Origin of the sequence: Oceaniglobus roseus, from assembly GCF_002869745.1 — a bacterium.
In the GTDB taxonomy this organism is placed as follows: Bacteria; Pseudomonadota; Alphaproteobacteria; order Rhodobacterales; family Rhodobacteraceae; genus Oceaniglobus; species Oceaniglobus roseus.
In genome coordinates, this window is sequence record NZ_PNOS01000003.1 from 133,293 (window position 1) to 145,107 (window position 11,815).

The window sequence follows — 11,815 nt, forward strand, 5'->3', positions numbered from 1 at the left end:
ATGGCATTCAAACTGGGCGTTCTGGGCATCGACCACGGGCACATCTTCGGGATGCTGTCGAACATGCTGGCGCAGGGCTGCACCTGCACCCACTGGTGGAGCGACGGCCCGGCGGTGACCGAGGCGAAGTTCCGCGAGACCTTCGGGCTGGAGCGGGTGGCGGACCGCCGCCGCATCCTCGACGACCCCGAGGTGGCGATGGTCCTGATCTCGGCCGTGCCCGCCGACCGCGCCGCGCTCGCCATCGAGGCGATGGAGGCCGGGAAGGACGTGATGGTCGACAAGCCCGGCTGCACGACTTCGGAACAGCTGGCGGCGCTGCGCGAGGTGCAGGCGCGCACGGGGCGGATCTGGACCGTCAACTTCTCGGAACGCTTCGAGGTCGCGGCGGTGGCGAAGGCCGAGGAGCTGGTGCGGGCGGGCGCCATCGGGCGGGTGGTGCAGACGGTGGGGCTGGGGCCGCACAAGCAGAACCTCAGGACCCGGCCCGACTGGTTCTTCGTGACCGAGCGGTTCGGCGGGATCCTCTGCGACATCGGCAGCCACCAGATCGACCAGTTCCTGCACTTCACCGGCTCCGACACGGCCGAGGTGGTGCATGCGCTGGTCGAGAACACGACGATGCCGGACCATCCGGGCTTCCAGGATTTCGGCGAGATGGTGCTGAAATCGGATCGCGGCCACGGCTATGTCCGCGTCGACTGGTTCACCCCTGACGGCCTGCCGACATGGGGCGACGGGCGGCTGTTCCTGCAGGGGACGGAAGGGCAGATCGAGCTCAGGAAATACACCGACATCGGCCAGCCGCACCGCACCGGCAACCTCTACCTCGTGAACGGGGAGGAGAACGTGCGCATCGACTGTTCCGACATGCCGCTGCCCTACTTCCCGCGGCTGGTGGCGGACGTGCAGGACCGCACCGAGACGGCGGTGGGACAGGCGCATACCTTCACCACCATGGAACTGGCGATCCGGGCGCAGCAGATGGCGACGACATGAGGCGGTCGGTCAGCATCGTCGGCGCAGGCATCGGCGCGGAGCACGCTGCAGGCTATGCCGCGCTGCCGGAGCGGTTTAACATCCACAGCATCTGCGAGCTTGACACCGTCCGGGGACAGGCCCTGGCGGACCGCTATCCGGGGGCGAATGTCGTCAGCGATATCAACGCGGTGCTCGACGATCCTGAAGTCGATATCGTCGATGTCTGCCTGCCGCCGCACTTGCATTTTTCGAACGTCGTGAGGGTGCTGGAGGCGGGCAAGATCGCGGTCTGCGAGAAGCCGCTGGTCGCCTCGCTGGACGAGGCGGACCGGCTGGCCGAGGCGGTCGCGCGGACCGGCGGCACCGTGGCGCCGGTGTTCCAGTACCGTTATGGACTCGGCACCGCGCAGCTGCATGCGCTGATCGAGGCGGGGCTGGCGGGCCGGTGCTTCGTCGGCACGCTGGAAACCCACTGGGACCGCGACGCCGCCTATTACGCGATTCCATGGCGCGGCACCTGGGCCGGGGAGCGGGGCGGCGCGCTGCTGGGCCATGCGATCCACATCCACGACCTGCTGCCCTGGCTGATCGGCCCCGTCGCGCAGGTCTTCGCCGACACCGCGACGCGGGTGAACGGGATCGAGACCGAGGACTGCGCGGCGCTGGCGATCCGGATGGAGTCCGGCGCGCTGATCTCCAGTTCCGTCACCCTCGGCGCGGCGGGCAACAGCTCGCGCCTCAGGCTCTGCTTCGAGGGCTTCACGGTGGAATCGGACCATTCCCCCTATGCCCTGGCCGCGAAGGGCTGGACCTTCACCGCCCGCGCGCCCTCGCGGCAGGCCGACATCGACGCGGTGCTGGCCGGGGTCGGGACGGCGCGCAGCGGCTTCGCGGGGATGTTCGAGGCGTTGGCCGACGCGCTCGACGGGACCGGGGGGCGGGAGGTGACGCTCGCCGACGGGCGGCGGTCGCTGGAGTTCGTGACCGCGGCCTATGCCTCGGCCCGCAGCGGTGCGCCCGTGCGCCTGCCGCTGACGGCGGACCATCCGATGTACCGCAGCTGGCTGCCCGATCCGGCAGACTGACCGGAAACCGTTCAAGGGGCAGGCAGTCCGGAAGCGCGCTGTCCGGCCCGGGACAGGGTGCGTCGCAATCCGGCTTGCGGCCTGCGCGATCCCGGCTCAATCTCGGGAACGTATCGTCCGGCGCCCGCCCGCCGGAGACCGCGCAACGGAGGCAGCCCGATGAACGTCCAGACCAGCCGCGCCCTCGGCCCCGATCCCGCCAGCGAACTGGCGCAGAACGTCGCCGTTCCGTTCGAGGAGGCGCGCGCCATGCCGCGCAGCGTCTACATGGACGAAGGCTTCGTCGCCCGCGAGCTGTCCGAGATCTTCGCCAGGGAATGGATCTGCGTCGGCCGCGCCACCCAGTTCGAGAAGGCGGGAGACTACGTCACCGCCGAGATCGCGGGACGGCCGGTCATGGTGGTGCGCGACAACGAGGGCACCCTGCGCGCCCAGAGCAACGTCTGCCTGCACCGCATGTCGACGCTGCTGAAGGGGTCCGGCAACACCCGCTCGATCGTCTGCCCCTACCACGCCTGGACCTACAACCTCGACGGCCGCCTGCGCGGCGCACCGGGCATGGGGCGCAACGAGGGCTTCCAGCGCGGCGACTACTGCCTGCCGCAGCTTCGCTGCGAGACCTGGCTCGGCTGGGTGCTCGTCTCGCTCAACCCCGACGCGCCCGACCCGGCCACCCATTTCGCCGAGGTGGCGGCCCTGATCGAGCCCTACGGCATGGAGAATTACGTCCAGACCTTCCAGGAACACCACCACTGGAATACCAACTGGAAGGTGCTGGCCGAGAACTTCATGGAAAGCTACCACCTGCCGGTCTGCCACGCCGGCACCATCGGCGGCTTCGTGAAGCTCGAGGAGATGGACTGCCCGCCCTCGGGCGCGACCTTCAACTACCACTCGATCCTGAAGGATCCGAACGCCCCGCTGACCAACGCCCATCCGTCGAACACGACGCTGGAGGGCGACATGCGGCGCACCACGGTGCTGGTGACGATCTATCCGGCGCTCCTGATCACGCTGACGCCCGGGTACTTCTGGTATCTCTCGCTGCACCCCGACGGGCCCGGCAAGGTCAGGATCATCTACGGCGGCGGCCTCTCGCCCGACTATGTCAACGATCCGAAGGCGCAGGAGCATTTCGCGGCGCTGAAGGATCTGCTCGACCGGGTCAACGACGAGGACCGCGGCTGCACCGAGGCGGTCTACCGCGGCCTCTGCTCCTCCCTGGCGGAGCCCGGGCACCTGAGCCACCTCGAGCGGCCGAACTACGACTTCGCGACCTACATCAGCGGCATGCTGAAACAGGGCTGAGCCGGCGGTCGGAGCGACGGGCCGCCGCCCCCGATCCGAGGCGCAGCGGGGGCCGCAGCGGCGTCACGGTGCCGCCGGGGGCCGGAATTCTCGAGAATTCCGGACCGAAATTTTCCAAAATTTCGGGGTCCGCGGGAAGGCGCCGGACCGCCCCGCAGCAAGCGCCGCGCGGCGTCTTCCGCGGAGCAGGCGGCGCGACGGGCTGCCCGTCCGCCACGGGCCGGGCCGACGGAGCGTGCGCCCCGCGCCGCGCCGTCGCGCGACGGCTTGCGGACGGGGGACGGGGCGGGCAGGATCGGGGCGGAACCGGAGGGATGGGTACATGAAGGTCGTTGTCATGGGCGCCGGGGTGATCGGCGTCACCACCGCCTACTACCTGGCGAAGCAGGGGGCCGAGGTCACGGTGCTGGACCGGCAGTTGGGCCCGGGCCTCGAGACGAGCTATGCCAACGCCGGGGAGCTGTCCTATGGCATGACCTCGCCCTGGGCGGCGCCGGGGATCCCGATGAAGGCGGTGAAGTGGCTGTTCATGAAGCGTCGGCCGCTGTTCATCTGGCCGCTGATCTCGCCCACCATGTGGATGTGGGGCGCCCAGATGATCCGCAACTGCAACGAGGAGAGCTACCGCATCAACAAGAGTCGGATGGTGCGGATCTCGAACTATTCGCGGGACGTGATGCCGGAGCTGATCGCGGAGACCGGGATCGAGTACGACGGCCGCGCCCAGGGAACGCTGCAGCTGTTCCGCACCGGGAAGCAGATGAAGGCGAGCCGCGCGGACCAGGAGGTGCTGGCCGCGTTCGATTCGCCCTTCGAGGAGCTCGACCGCGACGGCTGCATCGCCGCCGAGCCCGCGCTGGCCGCGGTCCGCGACAAGTTCGTGGGCGGCCTGCGGCTTCTGGCGGACCGGACGGGGGACTGCCGGATGTTCACCATCGCGCTGGCCGAGAAATGCGCCGGGATGGGGGTGAACTTCCAGTACGGCCAGTCGATCCGCGAGATCCTGACCTCGGGTGGCCGGGTGAAGGGGATCCGCACCGAGCTGGCCGGCGTGGTCGAGGGGGACGCCTATGTCTGCGCCCTCGGCTCCTATGCGGCGGGGCTGCTGAAGCCCGCGGGGATCCGGATCCCGGTCTATCCCGTCAAGGGGTATTCCGTGACGCTGCCGGTGACGGAGGATGCCATGGCGCCGCAGTCGACGATCATGGACGAGACGCACAAGGTGGCGATCACCCGGCTTGGCGACCGGATCCGCGTGGCGGGCACCGCCGAGATCGCCGGGTATTCCGGGCGTCTCGGGCCCCATGCGACGGATACGGTGAAGCACGTGATCTCGGACCTGTTCCCGAAGGGTGGGGACATCTCGCAGGCGGAGGGCTGGACGGGGCTGCGGCCGATGACGCCCGACGGGACGCCGGTTCTGGGGGCGACGCGGTATGGCAACCTGTTCCTGAACACCGGGCACGGGACGCTGGGCTGGACCATGGCCTGCGGCTCGGGGCGGGCGGTGGCGGATGTGGTTCTGGGTCGCACGCCCGAGATCGACTTCGACGGGCTGACCGCCGCGCGCTACGCCTAGACTGGCGGCCGGCGCCCGTCCGCGGCGGCCATGATCGGCGTGGTGCGGCGCGGGGCTGTCGGTCCGGCACCGGGCTGGCCCACCGGATCGCGTCCGCGCAGCGGGCCGGCGTCCGGATCGGCTGGCATCTCGCGGGCCGCGGTGTCATGGCAGTCTCGGAAAGCTTCGGGAGGGCGAGGGAAGGATGGACTGGGGAAACCTGCTGCGCGAGTGGATCACGCTGTTCGTGGTGATCGACCCCGTGGGCTCGCTCCCGGTGTTCCTGTTCGCTACCGCTCATGTGCCGAAGAAGCTGCACCGACGCTTCGCCATCCGCGCCGTGCTGGTGGCGACGGGCGTGCTTCTGCTGTTCCTCGTCGGCGGGCAGCTGGTGCTGGAGGCCTTGGGGCTGAGGCTGGGGTCGTTCCAGATCGCGGGGGGGATCGTGCTGTTCCTGTTCGCCCTGACCATGATCTTCGGCGAATCGAAGCCCCTGCGCGAGATCGGCGAGGCCGAGCGGGACCATCTGGAGGGGGCGGTGTTTCCGCTCGCCATGCCCTCCATCGCCTCGCCTGGGGCGATGCTTGCGATCGTGATCCTGACCGACAACAAGTCGAACACCGTCGTCGACCAGGCGGTGACGGCGGGGCTGCTGGTGTCGGTGCTGGCGCTGACGCTGGTTCTGCTCTTGCTGGCGACGAAGGTGCAGCGGTGGATCGGCAACACCGGGGCCAGCGTGATCAGCCGGGTGATGGGGATCGTGCTGGCGACGGTGGCGGTGGATTCCGTGCTGGGCGGCTTCGAGGCGCTCGAGATGCTGCGGCTGCCGGCGGCGGGGTAGGGCGATCTGCCGGGGAGAGGAGGATCCTCTCCCCGGACCCCTCTCCGGCGCGCGGCGACCGGGCGCTCTTCGTCATGCGGCGCCGGCCTCTCGGTGTGCGGGTGACAGACGGTCTGGCTGGCCTGTCGGCGCGGTGGGCGGGGAAACGCGGTGCGTTTCCTGGTCCGCCCGGGGAGCGTGGCGCGGCTTCGAGGCTCGTGGACTGGCGCTCTCCATGGCCGGGGCCATCGTCTCGGCCACAGCGCGCGCCGTCCTCCTATGCCAGCCGGGGGCCAAAGCCCCCGGCCAGCGCCCGCCCCGCCCCCGGCGGGCGCTTCTCGCCCGCCGGGTCGGGCGCTGGCCTCTCGTTGTGCCGGTGGCTAGTGGTCTGGCTGGACCGTGGGCGCGACGGGCGGGGAAACGCGGTGCGTTTCCTGGTCCGCCCGGGGGAGCGTGGCGCGGCTCGGGAGGTCAGAGCCCCCACTTCTGGCGCGTCGCCTCGAAGAAGCCCTGGGCCTCCTTCACCTTGATCCAGTTGTTGACGTAGTTGATCCACACCTGGTCGGCCTGGGGCAGCAGCATGGCGATGGGCGAGGGGGCGCGGGGCTCGGCACCCTTCACCGGGGCGATGGGAAACTTCGCCGCCAGCTCGGCGCCCTCGATGTTGGAGGTCACGAAGACGTCGGCGCGGCCCGACACCACCTCCTGGTAGCCGCGGGCGGGCGCCTCGACGACCTTGATCTCGGCGTTCGGGAACCAGGCCTTCACGTAGCCCTCGAACGTCGTGCCCAGCTCCGTCGCCACCACCACGCCCGGCTGGTTGATCGAGTCGTAGCCGTCGAACCGGTCGGCCTTGTCGTTCGTGGTGAAGGGGTAGGTCTCGACCGAGAGGTAGCTTTCCGAGAAGCCCGCCACCTTCATCCGCGGCGGCGAGATCGAGGCCGAGCCGGTGAGGTCGTACTGCCCCGCCACGACGCCGTTCACCAGCGTCTTCCAGTCGGTCGGCACGAACTCGACCGCGACGCCGAGGTCCTTCGCCAGCTCGTTCATCACGTCGATGTCGAAGCCCTTGAAGCTGTTGGTCGCCGGATCGCGCATGGTCATCGGGTTCCAGTCCCCGGTGGTGCCGACCTTCATCGTCCCGCTGTCGAGGATCCGGTTCAGCGCCGATTGCGCGCTTGCCCCCGTCGCCAGCGCCAGCGCGCCCAGAAGCGCCGCGGCGCCCAGGATCTTCTGCATCATGTCACATTCCCCATGGTGGTCCCGCCCTTGCGGTCCGTTTCGCTCTCACGGGCGGGATTATGCCCTTGATAGCGGCGCGAAACCACCGATAACCTCTTTCACACACGCCCGAAAATTCAGCCCCGAAGGACCGCCGCCCGTGCCCGATGCCCCGCCCGTTCCCGCGATCGAGATGGCGGGCGTGAACAAGTGGTACGGCGATTTCCATGTGCTGAAGGACATATCGCTTCGCGTCGCGCCGGGCGAACGGGTGGTGATCTGCGGCCCCTCCGGCTCGGGCAAGTCCACGGTGGTGCGCTGCATCGCGCGGCTCGAGACACACCAGAAGGGCGTGATCCGCGTGGCCGGGCACGGGCTGGCCGAGGCGGCCCCGGCCGGCGAGGTCGGAATGGTGTTCCAGCAGTTCAACCTGTTTCCGCACCTGACCGTGCTGCAGAACCTGACGCTGGGCCCGATCCGCGCGCGGGGGATGGCGCGGGCGGAGGCGGAGGCGCGGGCGCACCGCTACCTCGCGCGAGTGCGGATCCCCGAGCAGGCGGACAAGCGGCCCGGGCAGCTTTCGGGGGGGCAGCAGCAGCGGGTGGCGATCGCGCGCAGCCTCTGCATGGAGCCGAAGGTGCTCTTGTTCGACGAGCCGACCTCGGCGCTGGATCCGGAGATGATCGCCGAGGTGCTGGACGTGATGATCGAGCTGGCCGAGGAGGGGATGACCATGGTCGTCGTCACCCACGAGATGGGCTTCGCGCGGCGGGTGGCGGACCAGGTGGTGTTCATGGACGGCGGCGAGATCGTCGAGCGGGGCGCGCCGGCCGAGCTGTTCGAAGCGCCCAAGACGGCGCGCTGCCGGGACTTCCTGTCGCGGATCCTGCGGCATTGAGCCGGGTTTTCGGCATCGTGGCGCTGCTGGCGCTGGCGGGCTGCGCCTCCTCCCAGAACTGGGGGTGGTACGTCATCGACCCGAGGACGCCGAACGGCTGGACCAACGTCAGGTTCCTGGTCGGCGGCATGGGGGCGACGATCCTGCTGTCGGTGGTGGCGGCGGTGCTGTCGATGGCGCTGGGGCTGCTGGTGGCGCTGCCGGGGTTCTCGGCGCACCGGCCGCTCAGGCTGCTGAACCGCGGCTATGTCGAGTTCGTGCGCGCGATCCCGCTGCTGCCGATGCTGTTCTGGGTGTTCTACGGCCTGCCGATCGTGTTCCGCTCCATGGGCCTTTCCGTGCAGATCGACCCGTTCTGGGGTGCGGTGCTGACCCTCGCGATCTCGGATTCGGCCTTCACGGCCGAGATATACCGCTCGGGCATCCAGTCGATCGGCAGGGGCCAGAGCGAGGCGGCGCAGACGGTGGGGCTGACGCACTGGCAGACGATGCGTCATGTCGTGCTGCCCCAGGCCGTGCGGCGGATCCTGCCGCCGCTGGGCAACCAGTTCATCTACATCGTCAAGATGTCGTCCTTCGCCTCGGTGATCGGGATGCAGGAGTTGACGCGGCGGGCGAACGAGCTGGTGGTGACCGAGTACCGGCCGCTGGAGATCTACACGCTGCTGATCTTCGAATACCTCGTGCTGGTGCTGGTGATCTCCTCGGCCGTGCGCTGGCTGGAGCGGCGGATGGGGGCGGACGAGCGCAACGGGTGATGTCCCGGGCGGGGGGCCGGGCGCGCGCTCCCGATTCCGCGTCTCTGGAAACTGCCGGAAGGTGCCATAGGTCTATGGGACACCCCAAACGAAGCGCTTACCATGCCTGCATCCGCCAAAGCCCCGCTCCTGATCCTCGGTGCCACCTCCGGCATCGGCGCCGCCGCCACGACCGAGGCCCTGAAACGCGGCCTGCCGGTGCGCGCTTTCGCCCGGTCCGCCGGGGACATGGCGCATGCTGTCGGCCTCACGCCCTTCCCGGGCGACGCCACCGATCCCGACGACCTTGCCGCCGCGCTGGAGGGCGTGCGGGCGGTGATCTACGCTCTCGGCATCCCCGAGCGGCTGGCGATGCTCTGGGAGCGCGAGACGCTGTTCTCCGATTCAACCCGCATCCTGCTGCCCGCGATGGAAGCGGCAGGCGTGCGGCGCCTGGTGGCTGTCACGGGGTTCGGGGCCGGTCGCAGCCGCTCGGCCCTCAGCAGCGTCGAGCGGCTGGCGCAGAAGGCGGTTCTGGGCAAGCCCTATGCCGACAAGGACCGGCAGGAGAACATGATCCTCGACAGCCCGCTCGACTGGACCATCGTGCGGCCGGTGATCCTGACGAACGGCGGGATCAGCCGCCGGATGCGGGTGCTGCGCGACTCGCGGCAGTGGCGCAACGGGCTGGTCTCGCGGGCCGAGGTGGCGCGCTACCTCGTGGATGCGGTCGAGCAGGATCTGGACATCCGCGCGGACGTCGTGCTGACGCGCATGTGAGCCGGGACAGGCGGGGTGGCGGGGGCGGAACAATGACCCCTCCGCGCCTTGCCCCGGACACGATTGCGCTGTTCCATCCCGCGGCACGAGGCAACCCGGCAGAGCGATGACCCATACCGCCCATCCCGATCGGCGCGCCGCGGCGCATCGCCTGAGCCGGGCCTTCCGCTCGCCCCTCGCCGGGCTGGCGGGGGATCTCGCGCGCTATCGCTGGCCGGTGGCGGTGATGCGGGTTCTCCGGCGCGGGCGGCTGTTCCTGCCGGGACGCGGCGAAATGCGCCGGGCGCTGGTCGCGCTGCCCGCCCTCGCGGACCATGCCGCCCACCTGGACGAGGCCGACGCGCTGTTCTTCCTCTCCTACCGCCACTACCTCGCGCGCGGGATGGGGGCGGACGACCGGATCCGCGCCGCCCATGCCCATTACGCCCAGCAGTCCGCCGCCTTCGATCCCGCCTACCGCCGCGCCGTGGCGGGCGGGGGGCTGTCGCTGTGGGGACGGGAGGCGGGCGGCGTGGCCTACGGCATACGGCTCTCCGCCAGCCGGGACGCGCCGTGGGAAGGCGGGCTGTCGCTGGACTTCGAGGTGGACGGCGGGCCGGTCTGCACGATGTCCTTCTCGCTTCTGCCCGAGGACATGCTGTGGTCCGGGGGTGCGCCCGGGCGGCTGGCCCCGCTGGTGGTACGCAAGCAGTCGGCGCAGGATCACCGTTACCAGGCGGCCTTCAACAGGGCCTTCGACCGGACCACCGCGGCGCATCTGTGCTTCGGCGCGCTCAGCGGCTTCGCGCTGGCGCAGGGGATGACGCGCGCGGTCGGCATCTCGGCCCGCCGCCAGCCCTCGGTCACGCCGGAGGCCGAGGCGCGGTTCCGCAGCAGCTATGACGTCTTCTGGGAGACGCTGGGCGGGCAGGCCGGATCGCCCTTCGGCCTCGTGATCCCGCTTCCGGCCTTCCGCCGGCCGCTCGGAGGGGTGACGGGGGCGAAGCGGCGGCGGGCGCTCCAGCGGCGCACCCATGTCGAGGCGGTGTTCGAAAGCGCCCGCGCGCGCATCGCCGGGCACCTTCCGGCCGATCCTCCTCAGTAGGTGGCGCGCCCGCCCGACAGGTCGAAGACGGCGCCGGTGGTGAAGGAGTTCTCGGCCGAGACGATCCAGACCACCATGTTCGCGGCCTCGTCCACTTCCAGGAACCGGGCGCGCGGGATCTTCGAGAGCATGTAGTCGATGTGCTCCTGCTTCATCTGGTCGAAGATCGGGGTGCGGGCCGCGGCGGGGGTGACGCAGTTCACCGCCACGTCGACGTCGGCCAGTTCCTTGCCGAGCGACTTGGTGAAGCCGATCACGCCGGCCTTCGACGCGGAATAGGCGCTGGCGTTGGGATTGCCCTCCTTGCCCGCGACCGAGGCGATGTTGCAGATCCGCCCGTAGCCCCGCGCGCGCATTCCGGGCACCACGGCCTTGTTGACGAAGAAGGTGCCGGTGAGGTTCACCGCCACGATCTTCTCGAAGGCGGCGTTGTCGTAGTCGGCCACCGGCGCGTTCGGCCCGGCGATCCCGGCCGAGTTCACCAGGATGTCGACGGGTCCGACCGCCTCTTCCGTGGCGGCGAGCGCCTTCGTCACGCTGTCCCAGTCGGCGACGTCGCAGCCGAAGGCGCGGGCGTTGCCGAGCTTCGCCATCGCGGCCTCGCAGGCCTCGGCGTTCATGTCCCAGCCCGCGACCGTGGCGCCCGAGGCGGCGAGCCGGGTGGCGATGGCAAGGCCGAGGCCCTGGGCCGCACCGGTGACGACGGCGATGCGTCCGTTGAGATCGTAGGTGTTCATGGCGCATTCCTCCCTCGCCTTCGCTTCGGGGCGGAGACTTGCACAGCGGCGGCCGGGGGACGAGGGGAAATCGGCGCCTTCGCGTTTTGCGTTTGCGTCGCCGTCCCGGCGCGGCAATATGGCGCCATGCCGTCGCCCATGTCCTTGTCATTCCTTCCTTCCCTGCCGTACCGTCCGGCCGCCTCCTGCCAGCCGTGAGCCTTCGATGAACCGCTCCGACGCCGCGCGCGCCCTTGGCGCAACGCCGCTCCTGGCCGGGCTCGGCGAGGATCTGGTGGACCGGGTTCTGGCCGAGACCCGCGCCGAGGTGGTCGAGCAGGGGCGCGCGCTGGTGGTCGAGGGCGACCCGGTGGGCGACCTCTATCTCGTGCTGCGCGGCCGCTTCGCGGTGGTCTCGCGCGGCCAGGCCATCGCCGCCATCGGCGCGGGCGAGCCGATCGGCGAGATCGCCTTCTTCGCCGGCGGCACCCGCTCGGCCAGCGTCGTGGCGCTGAGGAACAGCGAGGTGCTGGTGCTCTCGAAGAGCGCCTGGGACCGGCTGAGCCGCGACGTGCCCGAGATCGGCCAGGCGGTGCTGGCGGCGCTGGCGCAGCGGCTGGCCCGCAG

General features: G+C 70.2%; 12 protein-coding genes. 10 read left to right on the plus strand and 2 right to left on the minus strand.

The window, feature by feature from the left end:
- The 5 genes from A7B20_RS03135 (at window position 1) to A7B20_RS03155 (ending at window position 5,773) form a co-directional block, all read left to right on the plus strand.
- Window positions 1–999 (plus strand): Gfo/Idh/MocA family protein, encoded by a 999-nt coding sequence (locus A7B20_RS03135; RefSeq protein ID WP_102107091.1) that lies wholly within the window; start codon window positions 1–3, stop codon window positions 997–999.
- Window positions 996–2,066 carry a Gfo/Idh/MocA family protein gene (locus A7B20_RS03140; RefSeq protein WP_102107092.1) on the plus strand — a complete coding sequence of 357 codons (1,071 nt, stop codon included), beginning with the start codon at window positions 996–998 and terminating at the stop codon, window positions 2,064–2,066. Before A7B20_RS03135 ends, A7B20_RS03140 begins: the two co-directional genes overlap by 4 nt.
- 159 nt (window positions 2,067–2,225) lie before the next feature.
- Complete coding sequence (locus A7B20_RS03145) at window positions 2,226–3,374, plus strand: aromatic ring-hydroxylating oxygenase subunit alpha (RefSeq protein ID WP_102107093.1); 1,149 nt, start codon at window positions 2,226–2,228, stop codon at window positions 3,372–3,374.
- 322 nt (window positions 3,375–3,696) lie between these two features.
- Window positions 3,697–4,953 (plus strand): D-amino acid dehydrogenase, encoded by a 1,257-nt coding sequence (locus A7B20_RS03150; RefSeq protein ID WP_102107094.1) that lies wholly within the window; start codon window positions 3,697–3,699, stop codon window positions 4,951–4,953.
- Window positions 4,954–5,137: 184 nt separating this feature from the next.
- Window positions 5,138–5,773: a MarC family protein gene (locus tag A7B20_RS03155; RefSeq protein ID WP_102107095.1), complete on the plus strand. Its 636-nt coding sequence runs from the start codon at window positions 5,138–5,140 to the stop codon at window positions 5,771–5,773.
- 450 nt (window positions 5,774–6,223) lie between these two features.
- Here the strand turns inward: A7B20_RS03155 and A7B20_RS03160 are convergent, their stop codons facing one another.
- A complete protein-coding gene (locus A7B20_RS03160) occupies window positions 6,224–6,991 on the minus strand; it encodes a transporter substrate-binding domain-containing protein (protein WP_102107111.1) in 768 nt (255 codons plus the stop codon).
- 175 nt (window positions 6,992–7,166) lie between these two features.
- Between A7B20_RS03160 and A7B20_RS03165 the strand changes: the two genes are divergently transcribed.
- From A7B20_RS03165 to A7B20_RS03180, 4 genes are all read left to right on the plus strand, one after another.
- The gene (locus tag A7B20_RS03165; protein ID WP_102107112.1) at window positions 7,167–7,871 is read left to right on the plus strand and encodes an amino acid ABC transporter ATP-binding protein; all 705 of its coding nucleotides are present in this window, start codon (window positions 7,167–7,169) and stop codon (window positions 7,869–7,871) included.
- Window positions 7,868–8,629: an amino acid ABC transporter permease gene (locus A7B20_RS03170; RefSeq protein WP_102107096.1), complete on the plus strand. Its 762-nt coding sequence runs from the start codon at window positions 7,868–7,870 to the stop codon at window positions 8,627–8,629. The genes A7B20_RS03165 and A7B20_RS03170 overlap by 4 nt, the downstream gene beginning before the upstream one ends.
- A 102-nt stretch (window positions 8,630–8,731) precedes the next feature.
- Complete coding sequence (locus A7B20_RS03175) at window positions 8,732–9,388, plus strand: NAD(P)-dependent oxidoreductase (protein WP_102107097.1); 657 nt, start codon at window positions 8,732–8,734, stop codon at window positions 9,386–9,388.
- 106 nt (window positions 9,389–9,494) lie between these two features.
- Complete coding sequence (locus A7B20_RS03180; RefSeq protein WP_102107098.1) at window positions 9,495–10,472, plus strand: DUF535 family protein; 978 nt, start codon at window positions 9,495–9,497, stop codon at window positions 10,470–10,472.
- Here the strand turns inward: A7B20_RS03180 and A7B20_RS03185 are convergent.
- Entirely contained in the window at window positions 10,466–11,209 is a 744-nt protein-coding gene (locus A7B20_RS03185) for an SDR family NAD(P)-dependent oxidoreductase (RefSeq protein WP_102107099.1), read from the minus strand. The genes A7B20_RS03180 and A7B20_RS03185 overlap by 7 nt on opposite strands.
- Window positions 11,210–11,414: 205 nt before the next feature.
- Here A7B20_RS03185 and A7B20_RS03190 point away from each other — a divergent pair.
- On the plus strand, window positions 11,415–11,815 hold a 401-nt coding region (locus tag A7B20_RS03190), incomplete at its 3' end, for a cyclic nucleotide-binding domain-containing protein (protein WP_172960951.1).